Origin of the sequence: Sinorhizobium sp. P24N7 (assembly GCF_042436655.1) — a bacterium.
GTDB lineage: Bacteria > Pseudomonadota > Alphaproteobacteria > Rhizobiales > Rhizobiaceae > Sinorhizobium > Sinorhizobium meliloti_A.
The window spans coordinates 24,784-47,364 of record NZ_JBHMIW010000022.1 but is presented as its reverse complement, the minus strand read 5'-3'; the positions used below and the strand labels follow the sequence as shown (position 1 = coordinate 47,364).

Below are 22,581 nucleotides of genomic sequence, written 5' to 3'. Positions count from 1 at the left end.
TGCGCGCCCAACGGGACGCGCAATGCCTCAGCGCCCCGCCGAAGGCTCACTTGAACAGCGCTTCCGCCTCCTCGATCGAAAGCGAGCTCGTATAGGAATAATAGCCGGGCTTTCCCTCGAGCTGCTTTGCGGCTTCCGCCACGTTCTTGGAGTCGATGAAGGGAATCGGCAGGTAGAGCGCGTTGCCGTATTGTCCGGCCTTTGCCGGCTCCTTCAGTTCCTTGCCCTGCAGCATCAAAACGGCGACGTTGAGGGCACTCGCCATGACGCCGGGCGGATTCACGGTCGCTCCCGAGTTCAGTTTTTCCTTGATCCAGAGGTCGATGAAGTCCTTGCGGATTTCGCCGGTTGCCGCGATCTCGCCGGCCTTGCCGGCGTCCATGATCGATTTCCAGGCACCGGCCGCCATGCCGTCCTGCACCAGCACGCCGTTGATGTCCGGATAGGTGGCAAGAATGTTCTGCATCGCCTGCTGGCCCTGCGCCTGGTCCCAGTTGGCATTGACCTCGTTGACGACCTGGATATCCGGATAATCCTTGAAGACGCTCTTGTAGCCGGCGACGCGCATCTCGTTCGCCGGATGGCCGGCGACGCCGTTGATCGCAACCACCTTGCCCTTGCCGCCGAGCGTTTCGGCGAGCCACTTGGCGCCCGCGGCACCCCAGGCGGTCTGGTCGATGCCGACATAGATGGCATCGGGCGAAGAGACTTCCGCGTCGGTGGCGATCACCAGGATGCCGGCTTCCTTCGCCTGGGCGAAGATGGGATCGAAGGCGGTCGGGCTGTTGGGGTTGACGATGATGGCGTTCACCCCTTCCGCGATGAAGTTGCGGATATGCGCGATCTGCCCGGGCACGTCGACATTGGCGCTCTGGACGGAGACCTCGACGTCGACGCCTTTTTCCTTCCATGCCGCAGCGGCGGCCTTCGCCTCGTCGATCATCTGGGTACGCCACTCGCTGCCGACCCAGCCGTTGGAGAGACCTATTTTAAAGGTCTCGGCGTGAGCGGATGCCGAAAGGACGATGGACGCGACGGTGCCCAGCGCAAATGCGATAAGTTTCTTCATAAGATCCTCCCAAATCTTGCCGGCACATGAAGCCAGAAAATGTAATCGATTTCAATCGCCGTTTTGGGCGACGATCAGGGGCCGGGAGGGTCATTTACAGCCGCGCGTCTTATCAGACGCGCAAAGATCTTTAATCTGGGGCCTGTAATCGCCCCCGATCAGTAGGCCAGGTCTCGATCACGCGGACGAAATGCGTCAGCCACGCATTGGTCTGGTGGCCGTCCAGCGCACGATGGTCGATCGTCAGCGACACATAGGCCATCGGGCGTATCTGGATCGTGTCGGCGCCATCCACCTCGCGGACGACCACCCGCTTGTCGAGCTTGCCCACGCCCAGGATCGCCGATTGCGGCTGGTTGATAATGATCGGCGCCGCGAGCAGCGATCCGGAGACGCCATGATTGGAAATAGTGAAGGTGCCGCCCGTCACGTCCGCGCGGGAGAGCGCGTTCGAACGCGCGCGCGTCGTCAGCTCCTGTAGCCGGGCCGCAATCTCGGCAAGCGACAGGTCCTGCGCCCGATGGAGGACCGGCACGACCAGGCCCTTGTCCCCGAGGGAAATACCCACGCCGATATTGATGTCGTCGAATGTTTCGAGCGCATCCTCGTGCCAGCGGCTGTTGACCTCGGGGACCGCGCGCATCGCCGCCACGCAGGCCGAAACCACATAAGCCGTATAGGAGAGCTTGGCGCCGTCAGCGGCAAGCCTCTTCCCATGTTCGTCCCGATGGCGCATCACCGCCGAGAAATCGGCCTCGAACACCGCCGTCACATGCGGCGCCGTCGTGACGGAGGTGAGCATATGTTCGGCGATCGCGGCGCGCATGGCGCTATGGGGTATCCTGCGCGACTTGGGTGCCGCTCCCCTGCCGCCAGCCTCGGCCGCGACCGAAGCAGTGCCTTCCTGCCGGGCCGTGAACGCCCTGTCCATGTCGGCGCGCGTGACGCGACCACCCCTGCCGGTGCCGGTGACGGTGGCCGGATCCAGGCCATATTCTTCCGCTGCATGCCGCACGGCCGGCGAATAACGCGGCGCGTGTCCCGCCCCGGCAGCCTCGCTGCCGATCCGGCCGAGAACGGCGCCGGGCGGGGCATCGTCGCCATTTCGCATCAGGATTTCCGCGAGCACCCCGTCGGCGGGCGCCGACACCTCCTGGGTCACCTTGTCGGTCTCGAGCTCGACCAGCGGATCGCCCGATTTGACCGTCTCGCCGATCTTCCTTAGCCAATTGCGGACGACCGCTTTGGTCCCCTCCTGCTCCAGCGGAGCCTGAATGTCGATGAGATCGCCCATTCTCAGAACTCCAGAAGGTCGGTGATCTTCTGGCGTATGCGTTCCGTCGATGGAACCGCCCAGTCGAGCAGGACGGGATTATGGGGGCTGGGAATATCCGGCATGGTGAGACGCGAGATCGGCGCGTCGAGATCGATGAAGGCTTCGTCGGCGACCGCTGCGGCAATCTCCGCGCCGAAACCCGCCGTTGCGAGGTCCTCGTGGACGATGAGGCACCGGCGGGTGCGGCGCACGGAAGCGATGACCGCTTTCCTGTCCCAGGGCATCAGGGTTCTCAGATCGATCACATCGGCGGAGATCCCCTCGGCCGCCTCTTCGCAACGCGGCACCATGGCGCCCCAGGTGACGATGGTGATGTCGCGACCTTCACGCGCGAACTTCGCCTTGCCGAAAGGCAGGGCGAAGGCATCGCCGGGATAGGGCCGCCGCGCCCAGGGATGATCGAGCATGGCCCGGTGCTCGAAGAAGATCACCGGGTCGTTCCCGCGCAAGGCGGTGCGCAGGAGCCCGACGGCGTCCTCGGCATTGGAGGGTACGGCGATCTTCCAGCCGGGCTGGTGGACGAAGGCGACCTCGTTCGTCTGGCTGTGCCACGGATCGCCGCATTTGAAGAATCCCCCCGCCATCCGCACGACGATCGGCGCGGCGAAGCGGTTGCTGGTCCGCCAGCGGATCGTGCCGCAATCGTTGAGCTGCTCGATCGCGGGCTCGGCATATTTGCGGAACTGGATTTCCGGCACCGGCACGAGCCCCGCGAGCGCCATGCCCACCGCCCGGCCGATGATGCCTTCCTCCGAGAGCGACGTGTCGAAGACGCGGGCGGTACCGTATTTCTCCTGCAGCCCGAGGGTCACGGCATGGACGCCGCCCTTCGGGCCGATATCCTCGCCGAAGAGGACGACCCTCTCGTTCACCGACATCTCGTGATCGAGCGTGCGGCGGATCGCCGTCACCATGTTGATCCTCTGGCCGTCGCCCGTCACGGTTTCCGTCGTTTCCGGCGGACGGTAGCCGGCAGAGTGCTGTCCGCCCATGACCTGCATCTGGCCTTCGAAGAAGACATTGCTGGTCACTGTTTCGGGGTCGGCGACCGGCCGGGATTCGGCCTCCATGCGCGCCCGTTCGGCGGCAGCCTTCGCGTCTCTCGCAGCTTCGTTCCATTCCTCTGCGCTCAACAGGGCGGGGACGAGGTAGTCCCTCAGCCGCGGCAGGGGATCGTGTGCCCATTCGCTCCTGACGAGCTCCTCGCTCTTGTAGGTCTGGGTATCCTGGAAGCTGTGCCCTTCGAGGCGCGGCACCTCGAGCCTGAGCAGCACCGGCATCCGCCCTTCGCGCACCAGTTCCACGGCGCCCTTCGTCAGCCGGGCTGCCTCTTCGGGATCCGAGCCGTCGCCGTCGAGAACGGTCAAGTTTTTCCAGCCGGCGAGATTGCCGGCAATATTGCCCTCGGGTGTCTGGAAGCTCGACGGAACGGAGATGCCGAAGCCGTTGTCTTCGATATAGAAGAGCAGCGGCAGGCCCTGCGTCGTCGCGATCGTCAGAGCGGACCAGAAGCCGTTGGAGGCAACGGAACCGTCACCGCCCAGCACGACGGCAACATCCTTCCGATATTCCTCCTTTCCGAGAACTTCGCTGAAATAGGTGATCGCCTGCGCCCAGCCGGCCGTCGGCGTGTACTGGGTGCCCACGCCGCCGCACATCGGCAGGGCCGAGGCGCCGTGCGGGTTGGGATAGTTGAAGACGACACCGATATCCCGGCCGTCGGAATATCCGCCCGCGCGCCCCATCGCCGAGCCGAGCGCGTCCGCCGGATCGACGCCGAGCGCGAGCAGCAGCGGGCGCGAGCGATAATAGCCGCATGCCGCGTCATGCCTGCCCGTGAGGTGAAGCCCCAGGAGAATCTGCGCCATGTCATGGCCGCGGGCCGAAAATTGGTAGAGGACCTTTTTCTCCGGGACCAGCCGCTGCTCTTCCATCTCGTCGAGGGCGCGCGACAGGAGCAGAAGTTGCACGACCTTTTTCCAGTCGATGCTCTCGTCCGGTGCGTTGCGCCGGTCCTTTTTGAGTGCGGCCTGAGCCATCAGGGTCTCCTCCGGTCCTCCGAGATCAAGACTACGCCGCTCGACGCGCAAAACGGTTTCAATCTGGTCGTTTTTTAGCTAGGCTTTGATGAGAATGTTTCGGTTTTGAGGAGTTTATGATGAATTCATTCAATCTCGACGCGATCGACCGAAAGATTCTAGGAATCCTCCAGGACCGGGGCGACATCAGCCATGCAGCCTTGGCGGAGGCGGTCGGTGCCTCGCCGGCGTCCTGCTGGCGGCGCATCAAGGCGCTCGAGACGGCGGGGGTGCTGGTCAAGACCGTGAGCCTCGTCAATCCCGACCTGGTCGGACGCGGATTGAACGTCTTCTGCCAGGTGCGCATGAAGTCCCATGATCCGGTTGCGCGCCGAAATTTCGAACGCTTCGTGGAAAGCCACGAGGAAGTTCTCGAATGCTATTCCATGTCGGGTGATTGGGATTATCTGCTACGGGTCCTCGTTGCCGATGTCGCCGACTACGAGCGCCTTCTGATGCGCGGCATCCTCACCCACGAGGCAGTGGCGAACTCGTCGTCTCACTTCGCGTTGAAGAGCGTCAAATACTCCACTGCCGTTCCCGTCTAGATCGTTGAAGTGACGCCCTTTTCCCGGAAATGCTCTAAGACCTTAGTCCGATGCTTCCGGCCATAGGTCCTAGGACCGTTGCGTGCCGAGTTCCCATAACCTATGCCGGTGGTTGCGCGTTCTCGGGATAACGGAAAGCCCCAACTGCCGCCCGGGCGCGCGAGGGTCGCAGAGCGAAGACGCCCCAGCCCCAACTGTATCGCTCTGCGACCCTCGCCTCGAGCATTCCCTCCCATTTTGCCGTCTACGGCGCCGAACGTCCCCTCACATGTCGCGATTTTCTCGGAACCATCCGCCGGGCGAGACGTTAGACGCGGTCGCTTTTGCCCGAAGCGACTGGAAGCGTAAGAGGGTCGGCTCGTCATTCCCTCCCCCCTCCCCGAAGAGTCGACCGACAGGCGGCGCCCTTTCTCCTCCCTCGGGGGCGCCGCCATCGCTTCTTCGAAACGGACTGCAGGTCATGGATGCACCGTTGCCGTCGCTGGCTCCGCGTGTTCAAGTGCATCCTGCGCCAACAGCCCAGGGAGCCGTGCCGTGACGACAGTGATCCTCTTCCATTCCGTCTACGGCCTGCGCCCGTTCGAGAGGGGCGTCGCCGAGCGCCTCACTGTCGCGGGCCACGAGGTGTTCACGCCCGACCTCTACGAGGGCCGGGTTGCTTCCTCGATCGAGGAGGGCTTTGCCCTGAAGGAAGAGATCGGCTGGGGCACCCTTTGCGAGCGCGCCGAGCGGGCGGTCGCGGATCTGCCCGCCGATGCCGTTCTCGGCGGTTTTTCCATGGGCGCTGCTGTCGCCGCCAGCCTGTGGCCGAAGCGGCCCGAGGCGGCCGGAATTCTCTTTCTGCACAGCATCGCCGAAATTCCGGCAAATGCACGTCGCGGGCTGCCGGTGCAGGTCCATCTCGCCGACCCGGATATCTTCGAGCCTGCAGACGAGGTCGCCGCCTGGCGTGCTGATGCCGAACGGACGCCGGTGGCACTGGAAGTCTTCATATATCCCGGTGCCGGGCATCTTTATACCGACGCCACGCTTACCGATTACGACTCCGAAGCCGCCCGGCTCACCTGGAGCCGCATCGAACGTTGCCTTGCAGCACTTTGAGCGGACACTCGAAGTCTGCCCCTCATCCGGCTACCGCCACTTTCTCCCCGCAGGCGGGGAGAAAGGAGCAAGCCGCACGTTCTTGGATCCCCTTTCCGTCATAACCGGGAGAGAGGGGCGATCCGTGAAGCTTTGACGTTACGAAGCCTTCCCATAACCTCCGCCCGTCGGCGTCACGACGGTGAAAGTCTCGCCCGCCTCGAGCACCGTATGAGCCGAGCCCGGCAGCTCTTCGATGCGGCCGTCATTGCGGCGGACAAAGTTGCGGCCGGTTTCCCCCGCCTCGCCCCCCTTCAGGCCGAAGGGCCGGACGCGGCGGTGGCCGGAAAGGATCGCGAAGTCCAGCCGCTCGCGCGCGCGGATCGTCCTCTGTGTACCGTCGCCCGCCGACCACTTGCCGCGCCCGCCCGAGCCCTTGCGGATATGGAAGTCTTCGAGCACGACCGGGAAGCGCGTCTCCAGGATTTCCGGGTCGGTGAGGCGCGAATTGGTCATGTGCGTGTGAACCGCATCGGCGCCGTCATAGCCGGGGCCGGCCGGCGCGCCGGAGCAGATCGTCTCGTAATACTGGTAGTCGGCGTTTCCGAAAGTCAGGTTGTTCATTGTTCCCTGCGCGGCGGCTTGCGCCTCCACGGCGCCGAAGAGGCAATTGGTGACCGCCTGACTGACCTCTACATTGCCGGCGACGACCGCCGCCGGGTAGCGCGGCGAAAGCATGGTGCCTTGCGGAATGACGATGCGGATAGGCCTCAGGCAGCCGGCATTCATCGGGATGTCGGCCTCGACCAGCACCCGGAAGACATAGAGCACGGCGGCACGCGTCACCGGCTCCGGCGCGTTGAAATTATCCGAGCGCTGTTGCGACGTTCCGGTGAAATCGACCGTTGCTTCCCGGCTCTCGCGGTCGATGGATATCTTCACGACGATCCGGCAGCCCTGGTCCATCTCGTAGGAGAATTCGCCGTCCGGCAATCGGTCGAGCACGCGGCGCACGCTTTCGGCCGCATTATCCTGGACGTGGCCCATATAGGCCTCGACCACATCCTCTCCGAATTGCGCGATCATCTTCGTGAGTTCCGCCACCCCCTTCTCGTTGGCCGCGACCTGTGCCTTGAGATCGTTGACGTTCTGGAGGATGTTGCGCACCGGATAGCGCGCTCCGTTCAACAGGCTCTCCAGTTCCTTTTCGCAGAAGCGGCCGCGGTCGATGAGCTTGAAGTTGTCGATATAGACGCCTTCCTCTTCGATATTGGTGGCCAGCGGCGACATCGAGCCCGGCGAGATACCGCCAATATCCGCATGGTGACCGCGGCTTGCGACCCAAAAGCGGATCTCGTGGCCCTCCTCGTCGAAGACCGGCGTGCAGACCGTCAGGTCCGGCAGATGCGTGCCGCCGTTGTAGGGCGCATTGATCAGGAACACATCGCCCGGATGGATGACCGGGTTCTCACGGATGGCGGTCGCGACCGAAGCGTCCATGGAGCCCAGATGCACCGGCATATGCGGCGCATTGGCGACCAGATTTCCCCTGTTGTCGAAGACCGCGCAGGAGAAATCGAGCCGCTCCTTGATATTGACCGAATAGGCGGTGTTCTGCAGCGTCACGCCCATCTGCTCGGCAATCGACATGAAGAGATTGTTGAAGATCTCCAGCATGACCGGATCGGCCTTCGTGCCGATCGCGGCGCGCTCGGGCAGCGCCTTGATCCGCCTCAGGACGATATGGTCTTTCGCCGTCAGTTCCGCCTGCCAGCCGTCCTCGACGACGATCGTCTGGTTGGCTTCGATGATGATTGCAGGCCCGGTGAGCTTCTGGCCGGGCCTGATTTGCGAACGCAGCCCCACCGGAGCGTCGTGAAACGCACCCTGCGAATAGAAGCGGGTCCGCCGGTTCGGGGCGACATCTCCGGCCGTCACGGCAAGACCTTCCGCTTCCATTTCCGCAGCCCCGCCGCCGACCGTTTCGACCTCGACCGCATCGATCACCAAAGCCTTGTTTTCGGCGACGAATCCGAAGCGGCGCCTGTGCAGACGCTCGAATTCAGCGCGGAGCCGCGCCTGGTCGTCCGTATCCGGGAAGGTCGCTTCCACCGGCAGCACCGTGTCGGTTCCGGCATAGCGGATATGCGCGCGCAAATGTGTGCGTATCCGCTCACGGGAAATCCCCTGCGCCTCGAGTTCCGTCAGGCATTCCGATTGCAGTGCCCGGGCAAGTGCGGCAAGCGCCCTCGGCGCGGCCTCGTCGAGACTGGCCCCGAGCGCCTTCTGCCGCGTCGCGCGAATGTCGGCAAGGCCCATTCCATAGGCCGAGAGCAGCCCCGACATCGGGTGCAGGAGAATACTCTTCATGCCGAGCGCGTCGGCGACCAGGCAAGCGTGTTGCCCGCCGGCGCCGCCGAAGCAGTTGAGCGCATAGCGCGTCACGTCATAGCCGCGGCTCACCGAAATCTTCTTGATCGCCTCAACCATATTGGCGACCGCGATGCGGATGAAGCCGTCGGCGACGTCCTCGGGGCTCCGCCCGTCGCCGATCTCGGCCGCTAGCGCGACGAAACGCTCGCGCACGGTCTCCACGTCGAGCGGCAGATTCTGTTCCGGCCCGAAGATCGCCGGAAAGTGTTCCGGCAATAGCTTGCCGAGCATGACATTGGCATCGGTGACGGCGAGCGGCCCGCCGTTGCGGTAACAGGCGGGACCGGGATTGGCGCCGGCCGAATCCGGACCGACACGGAAGCGCTCGCCGTCGAAATGGAGGACCGAGCCGCCGCCGGCGGCAACAGTGTGGATCAGCATCATCGGCGCTCGCACCCGCACGCCGGCAACCTCGGTCTCGAAGGCGCGCTCGTACTCGCCGTCAAAATGGGCGACGTCGGTCGAGGTTCCGCCCATGTCGAAGCCGATCACGCGGCCGAATCCGGCCGCCTCGCCCGTCCGCGCCAGACCGACGACACCGCCCGCAGGTCCGGAGAGGATCGCATCCTTGCCCTGGAACATCTCCGCCGCCGTAAGCCCGCCGGACGACATCATGAACATGAGCCGGGCGCCGGACCGGGCGACGTCCAGCTCTTCCGAAACCTGCGCCACATAGCGTCCAAGCACGGGCGAGAGATAGGCGTCGATCACGGTCGTATCGCCACGGCCGACATATTTGACGAGCGGCGAGACCTCGTGGCTGACGGATACCTGCTCGAATCCCATCGATCGCGCGATGCGGGCGACGATCGCCTCGTGGGCGGGATATCTGTAGGCGTGCATCAGGACGATGGCGACCGCCCCGTAGCCATTGGCTTTCAAGCCTTCGAGCGCCCGGCCCGCTGCCGCCTCGTCGAGCGGCCGCTCGATCGTGCCGTCGGCGAGCACCCGCTCGTCGAGCTCGACGATCTCCGAATAGAGTGCCTCGGGCTTGATGATCTCGGTGGCGAAGATCTTCTTGCGTTCCTGATAGCCGATCCTGAGCGCATCGCGGAAGCCGCGCGTCGTGACGAGCGCCAGCCGCTCGCCCTTGCGCTCCAGCAAAGCATTGGTGGCAACCGTCGTGCCCATCCTGACCTCGCCGACCACGCCCGCCGGAACCGGATCGCGGGGGCCGAGGCCGAGATGCTGCCGGATACCGTGGACCGCCGCATCGCGATAGGCGCCGGGATTTTCCGAAAGGACCTTCAGCGCGTGCAAGGCGCCCGCCGGATCGCGGCCGACCACGTCGGTGAAGGTACCGCCGCGATCCACCCAGAAATCCCAAGCTCCCGTCACGCTCATCTCCAGTTCCTCCACAATTCCGCCCGCCGCTTCCATGGGCGCTTTTTATGGGCCGGCGACGATCGGCAGGCAAGGGAAGAAGAGGCGCGCCACCATCGAAAAGGGCGCCTATACCTCTGCCGGATCTCTGGCCTCGCACCGCCATTTATGTCAGAGGAGGCACGATCCAACAGCGCGGAGGCGGAAAAGGTGAAACAGCGCCACCCTACGGCGAAAAGGCGGATCGGAGGCGCGAAAGCCGGCGAACTGCCCGGCAAGCGGGTGACGCTCGCCCGGGCGCTCTCCAAGCTCGGCTACTGCTCGAGGACGCAGGCCGAAAAGCTGATCGCCGAGGGGCGTGTCAGCGTCGCCGGCCGGAAGATCACGGATCTCTCCCATTGGGTCGACATCGAAACGGACAGGATCGCCGTCGACGGAACCGTCATCGCCGCGCAAGCCAGAGTCTATATCATGCTGAACAAACCGCGCGGCCTCGTGACCACCCGCGACGATCCCGAGGGCCGGCCGACTGTCTTCAGCTGCCTCGACAATGTCGACGTCCCGTCCCTCTCGCCGGTCGGCAGGCTCGACAAGGCCAGCGAAGGGCTTCTGCTCTTCACCAACGACACGGTGCTGGCGCAGCGTCTGCTCGATCCGGAGACCCATCTCGGCAAGGTATACCATGTTCAGGTGCGCGGCATTTTCGGCGAGGCCATGGCCGCACGGATGCTGGAAGGCGTTACGGAGGGTGGCGAACTGCTGCGCGCCGTGCGGGTCGAACTCCTGAAAAGCGGAGACAGGAACAGTTGGATCGAGGTGGAGCTTGACGAAGGACGCAACCGTCAGATCCGCCGCATGCTCGACGCGCTCGGCTTCGAGTGCCTGCGTCTCCTGCGCGTCTCGATCGGCGACATAAGCCTCGGCGACCTGCCGAAGGGAGCAAGCCGGCCGCTGACGGAGGCGGAGATCGTTTATCTCAGACACCGCACTGGGCTCTGACGGGGCTTTCCCCGGCTGCCGGGGCGACAAGCCCGATGTCCCGAAATCCACCCATCGACAGGCGCTTTTGTTTCCAAATCCACCCATTTGACGCGCCGATGGTCGGTAAATGCATGAAACGGCGTCGGGCAGCGGTTGTCTGTGCTAAAATCCGGCCTGCTAATGGGTGAACCCAGAACCGGCGGGAGGAACCATGCCGGCTGGTCGATAATTTCATCCGGGAGGAAAAGATGAAAATCCTTAACGCGCTTCTGGGCGCAGCCGCCGCCGTTTCCCTTTTTGCCGCTTCGGCGAACGCCCAAACCTATCCGGAGCGCACGATCACCATGGTGGTGCCGTTCTCGGCCGGCGGCCCGACCGATACGGTGGCCCGCCTCGTCGCCGAGTCCATGTCGAAGGATCTCGGCCAGCAGATCATCGTCGAGAATGTCGGCGGCGCCGGCGGGACGCTCGGTGCCGGCCGCGTCGCTCAGGCCGATCCTGACGGCTACACGCTGCTTCTGCATCACATCGGCATGGCCACCAGCGCGACGCTCTATCGCAAGCTCGCCTATGACACGCTGAATGCCTTCGAATATGTCGGCCTCGTCACCGAAGTTCCGATGACCATCGTTGCCCGCAAGGATTTCGAGCCGACCGACCTCAAGGGCCTGATCGAACACGTCAAGGCGAACAAGGACACGGTGACGGTCGCCAATGCCGGCATCGGCGCGGCGTCGCATCTTTGCGGCATGATGTTCATGAGCGCGATCGAAACGCCGCTGACGACCGTGCCCTACAAAGGGACCGGCCCGGCGATGACCGACCTGCTCGGCGGCCAGGTCGACATCATGTGCGACCAGACGACGAACACGACGAAGCAGATCCAGGGCGGCACGATCAAGGCCTATGCGGTGACCTCGCCGCAGCGCCTCAAGATCTTCCCCGATCTGCCGACCGCCGAGGAAGCGGGCCTTGCCGGCTTCCAGGTCGGCATCTGGCACGGCATCTATGCGCCGAAGGGCACGCCGGCCGAAGTCACCGACCGCCTCTCCAAGTCGCTGCAGAAGGCACTCAAGGACGAGAACGTGGTTGCCCGCTTCGGCGAACTCGGCACCGAGCCGTCGAGCGAAGCCGACGCAACCCCAGCGGCGCTGAAGGCCAAGCTCGAAAGCGAGATCGCCCGCTGGAAGCCGGTGATCGAGGCCGCCGGCCAGTACGCCGACTGATCGCGCGTCAGGCCTTCAATCCGTGCGGGCGCCTAGCGAGAATGCGCCCGCACCGGCGTTGACAGCTGTCAACAGGCGATGCCTCGGCTTCCCACTTTCGGGCGACATGCATCAGCCAGCAGAACATGCGAAGATATTCGCCAAAAACCGGTGCGGCACGCTCCTCGGAAAAGGGATCGGCACTCACGGAAATAATGGGGAAACGATGAAATCCATCTCTTTCGACACGACCAACGCGCTGTGCGGCGGCATTCTGACGGCCGTCGGGCTGTTCTTCGCCTGGCAGTCGCTCGGGCTCGAGCTCGGCACCGCCTTCCGCATGGGCCCCGGCTATTTCCCGCTGGTTCTCTCCGCCGTGCTGATCCTGCTCGGTCTGATCATCCTGGTGCAATCGGCGCGCGTTCACGGCGAGCCGATGGGGCCGATCGCCATCCGCGGCATCGTCTTCATCCTGCCGGCGCCGATCTTCTTCGGGCTGACGGTGCGCGGCCTCGGCTTCGTCCCCTCCCTCTTCTTCACGGCGCTGATCGCCTGTTTCGCCTCCAGCCGGATGAAGCCGCTCTGGGCGATCGCTCTCTCGCTTGCCTTGACCATCTTTTCGGTCGGCGTCTTCAGCTACGGTCTCAACCTGCCTTTCGAGCGGTTCGGCCCGTGGACCCGGTTCTAGGAGTCGGCGACGATGGAACTCTTCAGCAATCTTGCCCTCGGCTTCGCCACAGCCGCCTCGCCGGCGAACCTGCTCTTCTGTCTGATCGGCGTACTCCTCGGAACCCTGATCGGCGTGCTGCCCGGCATCGGCGCCACGGCGACCATCGCCATGCTGCTGCCGATCACCTTCCAGCTTGAGCCGGTCTCTTCGCTGATCATGCTCGCCGGCATCTATTACGGCGCTCAATATGGCGGATCGACCACCGCGATCCTGATCAACATGCCCGGCGAATCCTCTTCTGCCGTCACCGCCATCGACGGCTATCAGATGGCGCGCAAGGGCCGCGCCGGCACGGCGCTCGCGATCGCGGCGCTCGGCTCGTTCTTCGCCGGCACGGTCTCGACATTCCTGGTCGCGCTCTTCGCGCCGCCTTTGACGGAGATCGCGCTCGAGTTCGGCGCGGCGGAATATTTCTCGCTGATGATCGTCGGCCTCGTCTCTTCGGTCGCGCTTGCGCACGGATCGGTCATCAAGGCGCTTGCCATGGTGGCGCTCGGCCTGCTTCTCGGCCTCGTGGGCACCGATATCTATACCGGCACACCGCGCTTCACCCTCGGCATTCGGGAATATTCGGACGGCCTCAATTTCGTGGCGCTGGCGGTCGGCGTCTTCGGTATCGCCGAAATCCTCCGCAATCTCGAAAGCGAGAAGACGCGCGAAGTGCTGATGGCGAAGGTCACCGATCTGATGCCGACGCGCGAGGACTTCAGGCAGATGGTCGCTCCGGTCCTGCGCGGCACGGCCATCGGCTCGGCGCTCGGCGTATTGCCCGGCGGCGGCGCGATCCTCGCCGCCTTCGCCTCCTACACGGTGGAGAAGCGCCTCTCCGACCGGCCGGAGGAATTCGGCCGCGGCGCTGTCGCGGGTGTCGCCGGACCTGAAAGCGCCAACAATGCCGGCGCGCAAACCTCGTTCATTCCATTGCTCACCCTCGGCATTCCGGCAAATCCGGTGATGGCGCTTATGATCGGTGCGATGATCATCCAGGGCATCGTACCCGGCCCGAACGTGGCGGTGGAGCAGCCGGCGCTTTTCTGGGGCATCATCGCCTCGATGTGGATCGGCAACCTGATGCTGGTGGTCCTGAACCTGCCCTTGATCGGTCTCTGGGTGAAACTCCTGAAGATCCCCTATTTCGTGCTCTTCCCGATCATCATGGCCTTCTGCTCAATCGGGGTCTACAGCGTCAACTCCAACGTCTACGACCTCTACGCCGTCGCCTTCTTCGGCCTTGTCGGCTACCTGCTCCTGAAGCTGCGCTGCGAACCGGCGCCGCTGCTCCTCGGCTTCGTGCTCGGCCCCCTGCTCGAGGAAAACCTCAGGCGCGCCATGATCCTCTCGCGCGGCGACCCGACGACCTTCGTCACCCGGCCGATCAGTGCGACCCTGCTCCTCATCGCCCTCGCCGTGCTCGTCGTTGTCTTCCTGCCGAGCATCAAGAAAAAGCGCGAGCAGGTCTTCGTCGAGGAGGATTGAACCGGATCGGTCTGGTGCACCGGGCGCATGGCCCCATGCGCCCGCTCACTGACCGGGAAATCGATCGGTGAAGGTGTGCGTGTATTCGCCTGTCTGGAAATCCTCGAAACACTGAGACCAGCGTTTCCCGGGCCAGATATAGTCTACTCTGCCTTTTGCAGGTCGATAGACGGCTGTGTAGAGGGTGGGATGGGGGCCGCTCACGGAATAAAGCGGCGGCCGAAGGAAGCCATCCGTCAGCTTCTCCAGCGACATGGAAGGATCCTCTAGTGCTTGCAGAATAAATTGCTGTCGAGCCACCGAGAATGATGACGGTCGTGCCGCCCGCTGATGATTTGCGCATGCCTTCAGGCGCGTAATGATCGGGCGCTGGCCCGGTCCGAGGAACAGAGTGGCATAATTGCCGGCACTATCCAGTACGGTGACGTTCTGCGCGAGCGCCACAGGTATTCGGCATAGAGCTTTGACAGCCTGCTCGACCCGGTGACAGGTTTCCAGCACGTAGCGGATCACGAGGATGATCGAGAACCCTTTGCCCTGAGAACGTCCGCCCCCAAGAGTAACGCTTGCGGCCAGTCCTTCCTCATTCATCCCGTCCACGCAGCCTCCCCAAGGGCGTTGCGCCTTCGCGATCACCTTCGTCCCGGACCACTGGGTCATTTCGAAACGATCGGAGGCGACACTCGGCGGATAGTCGAAATTGCGGATCAGTGCCGGGCCCCCTTCCCCGAGCCAGACAGATTGACTGCAGCCGTAAGCATCCGGCGCGGGTCGAAAGTGACTGAGCATCCGATGAGCAACCTCATCATCTCCAACGAGAGCGCAGGCGTGCTCATAGTGAGGAACGAGTTCCGGCATGTACTGCCGTAAGGCCTCGCGACATTCTTTGGCGCTCGGACCCGATGCTCGTCGGGCCCGCCCGAAATACCAGCTCTCCGCCTCGGCTCGACCGGCGGCAAACCGCGAAAGCCAAGCTTCCCCAGGCCGTTCCTCTTGCGCCGCGACGAAGGTCTTCTCCATAGCCCGAGGAGTATAAGGACGGAATGATTGGCTTGGCAACGCAGCCTTGATGCCCGCTTTCCACCCGCGGAGACATCCAGCGAAGCACCGGCGACGGTTCTTCGCGCGTCGCCTATCGCACACGGCTCGGCGGCCGCGATCGCACCTGTGTTGTCCTCTCGGCCATCAAGATCGCGGTTGCCGCCGTCGTCGTCTTCCCGCCGCGTGGCCGAGCCCGAGATCGACCCTTGAATTCCTCCGATATCGGGCCAACTGGAAGCAATCGCGGTCGCGGCCGGTCACAGTCCCAGCATGGCCGATGCGCTGATCGCCGGCACAGCGAAAGTCCATGACCTGGTCGTGGTCACTAGGAATCTGAAGCACTTCGAACCCTTCGGGATTGGCGTGATGGCTCCCGGGGCGGACGATACGAGGAACTCCGGCGGTTCGCTGGAACAGTAAAAGTTCGATCCACGCACAAAAAATTTCGCATCGATGTCACACCGGCGGACGCTGTCTCGTCATGGTGTCGGAACCAACAAAAGGAGACCGACCATGACTGCCAGACTTGATCCCTTTGCCGCCGCCCCTTCGCTGATGAAGAGCTGGTTCAGCATCTCGACCACGATCGCTTCGAGCCTCGAGTCGAGCCTTATCGAGCTCGTCAAGATCCGCGCTTCGCAGATCAACGGTTGCGCAAACTGCATCAACATGCATACGACGGAGGCGCGTGCCAAGGGCGAGAGCGAGCAGCGGATCTACCTGCTCTCGGCATGGCGCGAGGCGCCGTGCTATACCGACCGCGAGCGCGCTGCGCTCGCCTGGACGGAAGCTTTGACGCGGCTGTCGGAGGGCCATACTCACGCCGCCGCCTATGAGGCGCTGAAGGCCGAGTTCACGCAGGAGGAGCAGGTGAAGCTCACGCTCATGATCAATGTCATCAACGGGTGGAACCGCCTCGCCGTGGGCTTCGGCCTGTGGGTCGAACCGGCAGCCGCAAAGACAATCGCCGAGAAGGCGGTCGCCTGATGACACAGGCTACGCAAGCGGATGCGGCAGCGAGTTTCGACCCGCTGCGTCCAAAGCTGATGCGCGTCGCCTATCGCATGCTCGGCTCGGTTGCCGACGCCGAGGATATGGTGCAGGAGGCCTTCATCCGCTGGATGGGGGCCGACCGCGCCGCGGTGCGCGAACCGGAGGCCTTCCTGCGCCGCACCGTCACCCGGCTCTGCCTCGATCAGCTGAAATCGGCTCGGCGCCAGCGCGAGACCTATGTGGGGCCTTGGCTTCCCGATCCCGTCGTGGAGGAGGAGGAAGAGGAAGACGTCACCTTGCCGCTGATGCTGGCGCTGGAGCGGTTGTCCCCTCTCGAGCGGGCAGCTTTCCTGTTGCACGACGTGTTCGGGCTCGGTTTCGAGGAGGTCGCGGCGACCATCCAGCGCGACGCCGCCGCCTGCCGGCAGCTTGCCGCCCGCGCACGCTCGCATGTCCGGGAGGCAAGGCCTCGCTTTCACGTCGAGAAGGAACGCGGCCTCCAGCTTGCGGAGGCCTTCTTCAAGGCCTCGCGCAGCGGGGACATGAACGCGTTCGGCGCGATGCTCGCGGCCGATGTCAGCATCCATGCGGACGGCGGCGGCAAGCGCTCGGCAGCGATCATGCCGATCGTCGGCTTTGATGCCGTTATGAAGGTCCATGAGAAGCTGGCTGCGCTTTTTCGGGCGAACGGCTCGAAACTGCTGCGCATCGGTTTCGTCAACGGGCTGCCCGGCTTCATCACGATGGAAGCCGACGGCGAAATCCAGACCACCGCCCTCGATATCGAGGGCGGCAAAATCGCTGCGATCTATGTCGTAAGGAACCCCGACAAGCTGAGGCACCTGCACTGAGCCCGACGTGAAAGCCGCTCGAAATTAGTGCGAGGCGCCCGAACCGCCGACGGCGACGATCGCAAAGGGCTGACCTTCGATGGGGATCGTGCGGGTCTCCTTGAGAGTCTCTGCATCGATCACCCGGAGGAGAGCGTGTCGCGGGTCGGTGATCACGATCTGGCCGTCGGCTGCCGCCAGGCGCGGGCGCGGATCACGCCAATGGCCGTCCTTGCTGTATGGCTCGGTGACCCTGCCCTTGCGGAGGATTTCCCCCTTGATCACGTCCAGCACATGAAGGTCGCCGTCTTCCGTCAGGATGTAGGCATTGGCCGGCATTGCAGGATCCAGGAGGAAGTCGACCCGCCGGGTCGGCAGCGTGATCAGCCGATACGGTTCGCTGCTGTCGGGATCGATGAGCACGACTTTATCGTCGCCGTAATTGCCGAGGAAGAACTGCATCGCCTTGCCTCCGAGCAAGGTGCCGGTGTGACCCTTCGGGAAATCCGAGGGGTAGGGAAGCATTGTGAGCTTCGGCCCGTCGATACCGCCGGGGCGGGCGACGAGCACCCCTTCCTTGCAGCCGAAGGCGACGAGACGGGCTGATGTGGCCTCGCCATGCAGGTCGGTGCATTTGCTGATCTCGCCGATCTGCCCGCCCTTCTCGTCGATCACACGCACGCCGACGCGCGGCGGCAGTTCGTCCGGCTTCGGCTCGATTTCCGTGTCCGGCACCGAGACGAGGACGTGGCGCCCCATGCTCACGGCGACACCATGGTGCGGCCTGGTCGTATCGATGGTCCTGACCTGCGCCTTGCCTTCGAGAAGTGCGGCTTCATCGACGATGTCCGCCTTGCCGCCGCGATCGTAGAAAATGATCGCGTGATCGCCATGCGGCACCACATGGGCGGGGCGCTTGCCCTCGAGCGCCACCGGGAGAAGCGCCACATCGGAGACTTCCAGATCGCGATGCTCCCCATGATCCGAGAACCCGATGCCGGTCTTGATAACGTGTACGATGTCCTCTTCCGACTGCGCGGCGAAGACCGTCTGACCGGATGCGCTGACCGTCAGGGCTGCATATCCCTTGGTGTCGTAGCGGCCCAGTTCCTTGCCGTCCGAAAAGTCGATGGCGCGTACCACCGGCTGCGTGTGATCGGCGACGAACAGGCGCCAGGCCTCCTTCGTCTCATGATCATCCGCGCGTGCGCCGGGTGCGGCCAGGACGAAAGCGGTCGCCACTGCTGCCATCAGGCGGGCCCGGGTGAGAGACAATGTCATGGGGGGTCCTTTCTTTGTTTTGAAACAGTTTTCGTCCGCGCAGTCCGTCGGCACGGCCGGGCCTATCGCGCAGCGGATATTCCCGGAGTCGCTATGTTATTACATTACTCGATAGCGACGTAATAACATTACCAAAGCCGTGCCTGTCAATCCCGAGAACGCTACAAGCGAATGCTTTTCGCCCTCGCTCCCCTGCTGATCGCAGAAATGAAAACGGAGAGGATCTAGCGAAGCGCCGCGCCGGGCTCGTCGCCCTTCAGATAGCTCACCACGGCATCGGCGATCATCGTGCGATGCCGCGCGATCGTCTCGGGCTCCGACAGGTCCCGACGGAAGATCGTGCCGAAGGTGTAGCGGTTCGACACGCGGAAGAAGCAGAAGGCGCTGATCAGCATGTGCACGTCGATCGGGTCGGCCTTGCGGCGGAAGGTCCCGTCGCCAAGGCCGCGCTCGATGATCGCGTCGATCATCTGGATCACCGAGACGTTGAGGTCGCGGATCGCATCAGAGCGCAGCATGTGGGCGGCGCGATGAATGTTTTCGATGCTGACCAGACGGACGAAGTCCGGATTGGCCTCGTCATGGTCGAAGGTGGTCGCGATCAGCGTGCGAAGTGCCTCTTCCGGAGGCAGGTTCGCAAGCTCCAGGTCGGCCTCCAGCGTGCGGATCTTGCGATAGGACCGCTCGAGGACGGCGAGATACAGCGCTTCCTTGCTGCCGAAGTAATAATAGATCATCCGCTTCGACGTGCGGGTGCGCTCGGCGATCTGATCGACGCGCGCGCCTGCGAGGCCATGGGTGGAGAACTCCTCCGTCGCGACTTCGAGGATGTCGTCCTGCGTCCGCTGCGGATCGTTCTTCCTGCCGTTTGCCTGCCGCTCCGCCATTTTCACCGCGCTGCTCCCCCGCTCTCCCTCAAGCCGTTTACCGATCCAATTTGCCGAAGCAAGGCGGCGGTCGAACCACGGACCTCCCGAACGATGGATCAAGACATATCACCTTGCCGAACCCTTTCAACCTCGCGGGATTGATTTTCCGAACTAGTTAGTACATTTTGCAACGAGACATGCCGAACGCCACGAAGGAGCGTGGTGGAGGGCTCCGGGCGACCGCCTGGTTGGGAGGAGAAGCCTGCGACAGGTCTGCGCCTTGGGCTGTCGCTCGCCTGTCGCTTGGGAGGAGCGGATGAGCCGCATCATCGATTTCTATTTCTTCGCGTTGAAGGTGACGATCGCGCTGCTGCTTGCCGGCATGGTCGTTCTCGTCTTCGGCAATGTCGTGCTGCGCTATGCCTTCAACCAGGGAATAACGGTGTCGGAGGAGCTGTCGCGGATGTTTTTCGTCTGGCTCACCTTTCTCGGCGCCGTGGTCGCCATGCGCGAGCACGGCCATCTCGGCGTCGACTCGCTCATCAAGCGCTTGCCGCCGCGCGCCGCGAAGGCGGCCGTGCTCTGCGGCCACGCGCTGATGCTCTTTGCAATCTGGCTGGTGATCAGCGGCAGCTGGACCCAGACGCTGATCAACCTCCATGTCGGCGCGCCGGCGACCGGCATCTCCATGGCCTTCTTCTACGGTGCGGGCCTCGCCTTCGGCATTCCGGCCTTCCTGATCCTGCTCGCCGATGCCTTCGCGATCGCGACCGGCCGCATCGACGTGACCACGACCGATCTCGTACGCGACAGCGAAGACGAAGCAGCACTGGACGACCTTTCCGCCCCCGCACTCGGTCCGCTTTCGGCGAAGCATTGAGGAGGCGGCGATGACCGTATCCATCTTCCTCGGCGCCCTTCTCGGACCCATGGCTCTTGGCGTGCCGATCGCCTTCGCCCTCATCCAGAGCGGCGTGGCGCTGATGCTCTATCTCGGCCTCTTCGACGCCCAGATCGTGGCGCAGAACGTGCTGAACGGTGCCGACAGCTTCCCGCTGATGGCCGTTCCCTTCTTCCTGCTTGCCGGCGAGGTCATGAATACGGGCGGCCTCTCCCGTCGCATTGTCGCACTGGCCATGGCCATGGTCGGCCATATCCGCGGCGGGCTCGGCTTCGTCGCGATCTTCGCGGCCTGCATTCTCTCCAGTCTTTCCGGTTCGGCGGTCGCCGATGCGGCCGCACTCGGCGCGCTGCTTCTGCCGATGATGCTGAAAAGCGGCCACGACCCGGCGCGCGCCGGCGGGCTCATCGCCTCCGCCTCGATCATCGGCCCGATCATACCGCCCTCGATCGGCTTCATCCTATTCGGCGTGGTCGGCGGCGTCTCCATCACCAAACTCTTCCTCGCCGGCATATTCCCGGGACTGATGATCGCCGCGGCGCTTTCGATCACCTGGCTGATCGTCGCCCGCAAGGAGCAATTCGAACTGCCGCCGCGGCAGAGCGGCAGGCTGCGGCTCAGGGCCTTCGTCGACAGCCTCTGGGCGCTTTTCCTGCCCGTCATCATCATCGTCGGTCTGAAGTTCGGCGTCTTCACGCCGACGGAGGCGGGTGTCATCGCCGCCGTCTATTCGCTCTTCGTTTCGATGGTCGTCTATCGCGAACTGGCGCCGGCGCAACTCTTCCACGTCTTCGTCTCGGCCGCCAAGATCAGCGCCGTGGTGATGTTCCTCGTCGCCTGCGCGGCGGTTTCGGCCTGGCTGATCACCGTTGCCGACGTTCCCGGCGCGCTCGCCGCACTCCTCGAGCCCCTGATGGGCAACCAGACGGCTCTGCTTATCGCGATCATGGTGTTGATCGTGATCGTCGGCACCGCGATGGACATGACGCCGACGATCCTGATCATGACGCCGGTGCTGATGCCGGTCATCAAACAGGCGGGCATCGATCCGGTCTATTTCGGCGTCCTCTTCATCATCAACAACTCGATCGGCCTGATCACCCCTCCGGTCGGCACCGTCCTGAACGTCATCTGCGGCGTGTCGAAGCTTTCGATGGAGAATCTGATGAAGGGCGTGATGCCCTTCCTCTTCGCGGAACTGATCGTTCTTTTCCTGCTCGTCCTGTTCCCTGAACTGGTGACCGTTCCGGTCTCCTGGTTCGGACGCTGACGCGCGATTTTCGACTGTCAACAAGGCCGGCACGATACCGGCCCAACCTGGGAGGAAAACATGTTCGACAGACTGACCAAAATGGCATTGGGCCTGGCGGTGCCACTGGCACTCATGACGGCGGGCCCGGCATTCGCGGAAATCCGCGATCAGACGGTCAAATTCGCCTCGGCGAACAACAAGGGTCATCCGCAGGTGACCGGCATGGAGAAATTCGCCGAGCTCGTGAAGGAGAAGAGCGGCGGCAAAATCGAGGTGAAGCTCTTCCCGGGCGGGACGCTCGGCGGTGACGTGCAGACCGTTTCGGCGCTGCAGGGCGGCGTCATCGAGATGACGGTGCTGAACGCCGGCATTCTGGCGAGCAATGTCAAGGAGTTCGGCGCGGTCGACCTCCCCTTCCTGTTCGACAGCGGCGAGGAGGCGGACAAGGTGATGGACGGTCCCTTTGGCACCGGCCTGATGGAACGCCTGCCCGACACCGGGCTCGTAGGCCTCGCCTATTGGGAGCTCGGTTTCCGCAACCTGACCAACAACCGGCATCCGGTGACCAAGCTCGAAGACATCAAGGGCCTGAAGATCCGCACCATTCAGTCGCCAATCCCGGTCGAGCTTTTCAACGCGCTCGGCGCCAATGCGGTGCCGCTCCCCTATACCGAGCTCTATACCGCGCTCGAAACGGGAACGGTCGACGGCCAGGAGAATCCGTCCGCCAACATCATCAACGCAAAATTCTACGAGGTGCAGAAGTACATGACGCTCACCCGTCATCAGTACAATCCGCAGATCGTGCTCGTCAGCAAGAAGTTCTGGGACGGCCTCAATGACGAGGAGAAGGCCGTACTGCAACAGGCAGCCGTCGAAGCGCGCGACTTCCAGCGCAAGGTCTCGCGCGAGCAGGATGCCGCAGCACTCGAAGAGATCCGCAAGACGGGGATGGAGGTCAGCGAACTGAGCCCCGAGGAAACGCAGAAACTGCGCGATGCCGTCAAGCCGATGATCGAGAAGTTCAGTGCCGATATCGGCCAGGAGACGGTCGAGGCGCTCTTCAAGGAAATCGGCACCGCCCGCGGCCAGTGATCGTCATGCCGGTCCGCCCGCAACCGGGCGGGCCGGCGCGCCGTGGCCGCAGCCGAAAAC

At 63.8% G+C, this 22,581-nt stretch carries 18 protein-coding genes; 11 read left to right on the top strand and 7 right to left on the bottom strand.

Going from position 1 to position 22,581, the window contains the following annotated elements; all coding sequences use genetic code 11:
- Nucleotides 1-46: 46 nt before the first annotated feature.
- The 3 genes from ACFHWW_RS29750 to ACFHWW_RS29740 form a co-directional block, all read right to left on the bottom strand.
- Nucleotides 47-1,069, bottom strand: a complete 1,023-nt coding sequence (locus ACFHWW_RS29750) for an ABC transporter substrate-binding protein (RefSeq protein WP_379942810.1) — start codon at nucleotides 1,067-1,069, stop codon at nucleotides 47-49.
- Nucleotides 1,070-1,199: 130 nt separating this feature from the next.
- Entirely contained in the window at nucleotides 1,200-2,363 is a 1,164-nt protein-coding gene (locus ACFHWW_RS29745) for a dihydrolipoamide acetyltransferase family protein (protein ID WP_379942808.1), read from the bottom strand.
- A 2-nt stretch (nucleotides 2,364-2,365) separates the two neighbouring features.
- Nucleotides 2,366-4,444, bottom strand: a complete 2,079-nt coding sequence (locus ACFHWW_RS29740; protein WP_324764433.1) for a transketolase C-terminal domain-containing protein — start codon at nucleotides 4,442-4,444, stop codon at nucleotides 2,366-2,368.
- Nucleotides 4,445-4,560: 116 nt separating this feature from the next.
- Here ACFHWW_RS29740 and ACFHWW_RS29735 point away from each other — a divergent pair, with 116 nt between their 5' ends.
- Both ACFHWW_RS29735 and ACFHWW_RS29730 read left to right on the top strand, forming a co-directional pair.
- On the top strand, nucleotides 4,561-5,031 hold the full coding sequence (locus tag ACFHWW_RS29735) for an Lrp/AsnC family transcriptional regulator (RefSeq protein ID WP_010974948.1): 471 nt from the start codon (nucleotides 4,561-4,563) through the stop codon (nucleotides 5,029-5,031).
- 534 nt (nucleotides 5,032-5,565) lie between these two features.
- On the top strand, nucleotides 5,566-6,132 hold the full coding sequence (locus ACFHWW_RS29730) for a dienelactone hydrolase family protein (protein ID WP_379942805.1): 567 nt from the start codon (nucleotides 5,566-5,568) through the stop codon (nucleotides 6,130-6,132).
- A gap of 138 nt (nucleotides 6,133-6,270) precedes the next feature.
- On the opposite strand, the gene ACFHWW_RS29725 is transcribed toward ACFHWW_RS29730, so the two are convergent.
- Nucleotides 6,271-9,888: a hydantoinase B/oxoprolinase family protein gene (locus ACFHWW_RS29725; protein ID WP_379942803.1), complete on the bottom strand. Its 3,618-nt coding sequence runs from the start codon at nucleotides 9,886-9,888 to the stop codon at nucleotides 6,271-6,273.
- A gap of 147 nt (nucleotides 9,889-10,035) precedes the next feature.
- Here ACFHWW_RS29725 and ACFHWW_RS29720 point away from each other — a divergent pair, with 147 nt between their 5' ends.
- The 4 genes from ACFHWW_RS29720 to ACFHWW_RS29705 all read left to right on the top strand — a co-directional run bounded on the left by ACFHWW_RS29720 (nucleotide 10,036) and on the right by ACFHWW_RS29705 (nucleotide 14,259).
- Nucleotides 10,036-10,866 carry a pseudouridine synthase gene (locus ACFHWW_RS29720; protein WP_379942801.1) on the top strand — a complete coding sequence of 277 codons (831 nt, stop codon included), beginning with the start codon at nucleotides 10,036-10,038 and terminating at the stop codon, nucleotides 10,864-10,866.
- A 230-nt stretch (nucleotides 10,867-11,096) separates the two neighbouring features.
- Nucleotides 11,097-12,074, top strand: coding sequence for a tripartite tricarboxylate transporter substrate binding protein BugD (locus ACFHWW_RS29715; protein WP_100671028.1), 978 nt, complete (start codon nucleotides 11,097-11,099; stop codon nucleotides 12,072-12,074).
- 205 nt (nucleotides 12,075-12,279) lie between these two features.
- Nucleotides 12,280-12,741: a tripartite tricarboxylate transporter TctB family protein gene (locus tag ACFHWW_RS29710; RefSeq protein WP_100671026.1), complete on the top strand. Its 462-nt coding sequence runs from the start codon at nucleotides 12,280-12,282 to the stop codon at nucleotides 12,739-12,741.
- 12 nt (nucleotides 12,742-12,753) lie between these two features.
- Nucleotides 12,754-14,259: a tripartite tricarboxylate transporter permease gene (locus tag ACFHWW_RS29705; protein ID WP_275599555.1), complete on the top strand. Its 1,506-nt coding sequence runs from the start codon at nucleotides 12,754-12,756 to the stop codon at nucleotides 14,257-14,259.
- A gap of 45 nt (nucleotides 14,260-14,304) precedes the next feature.
- Here the strand turns inward: ACFHWW_RS29705 and ACFHWW_RS29700 are convergent, their stop codons facing one another.
- Nucleotides 14,305-15,279 (bottom strand): C45 family peptidase, encoded by a 975-nt coding sequence (locus ACFHWW_RS29700; RefSeq protein ID WP_379942798.1) that lies wholly within the window; start codon nucleotides 15,277-15,279, stop codon nucleotides 14,305-14,307.
- 534 nt (nucleotides 15,280-15,813) lie between these two features.
- Here ACFHWW_RS29700 and ACFHWW_RS29695 point away from each other — a divergent pair.
- Together ACFHWW_RS29695 and ACFHWW_RS29690 are read left to right on the top strand one after the other, a co-directional pair.
- Nucleotides 15,814-16,287, top strand: coding sequence for a carboxymuconolactone decarboxylase family protein (locus ACFHWW_RS29695; RefSeq protein WP_102761515.1), 474 nt, complete (start codon nucleotides 15,814-15,816; stop codon nucleotides 16,285-16,287).
- The gene (locus tag ACFHWW_RS29690) at nucleotides 16,287-17,144 is read left to right on the top strand and encodes a sigma-70 family RNA polymerase sigma factor (RefSeq protein WP_100671016.1); all 858 of its coding nucleotides are present in this window, start codon (nucleotides 16,287-16,289) and stop codon (nucleotides 17,142-17,144) included. The genes ACFHWW_RS29695 and ACFHWW_RS29690 overlap by 1 nt, the downstream gene beginning before the upstream one ends.
- A 24-nt stretch (nucleotides 17,145-17,168) precedes the next feature.
- Here ACFHWW_RS29690 and aztD read toward each other — a convergent pair whose 3' ends face one another.
- The gene (gene aztD / locus ACFHWW_RS29685) at nucleotides 17,169-18,404 is read right to left on the bottom strand and encodes a zinc metallochaperone AztD (protein WP_379942795.1); all 1,236 of its coding nucleotides are present in this window, start codon (nucleotides 18,402-18,404) and stop codon (nucleotides 17,169-17,171) included.
- Nucleotides 18,405-18,628: 224 nt separating this feature from the next.
- Nucleotides 18,629-19,291, bottom strand: coding sequence for a TetR/AcrR family transcriptional regulator (locus tag ACFHWW_RS29680; protein WP_379942901.1), 663 nt, complete (start codon nucleotides 19,289-19,291; stop codon nucleotides 18,629-18,631).
- Between the two features lie 298 nt (nucleotides 19,292-19,589).
- Here ACFHWW_RS29680 and ACFHWW_RS29675 point away from each other — a divergent pair, with 298 nt between their 5' ends.
- From ACFHWW_RS29675 to ACFHWW_RS29665, 3 genes are read left to right on the top strand one after another with little or no spacing between them, the layout of a single operon-like run.
- Nucleotides 19,590-20,153 (top strand): TRAP transporter small permease, encoded by a 564-nt coding sequence (locus ACFHWW_RS29675; protein WP_275599560.1) that lies wholly within the window; start codon nucleotides 19,590-19,592, stop codon nucleotides 20,151-20,153.
- Nucleotides 20,154-20,163: 10 nt separating this feature from the next.
- A complete protein-coding gene (locus ACFHWW_RS29670; protein ID WP_379942793.1) occupies nucleotides 20,164-21,444 on the top strand; it encodes a TRAP transporter large permease subunit in 1,281 nt (426 codons plus the stop codon).
- A gap of 60 nt (nucleotides 21,445-21,504) precedes the next feature.
- Nucleotides 21,505-22,521, top strand: a complete 1,017-nt coding sequence (locus tag ACFHWW_RS29665; RefSeq protein WP_102761510.1) for a TRAP transporter substrate-binding protein — start codon at nucleotides 21,505-21,507, stop codon at nucleotides 22,519-22,521.
- The last annotated feature ends 60 nt before the right edge of the window (nucleotides 22,522-22,581 follow it).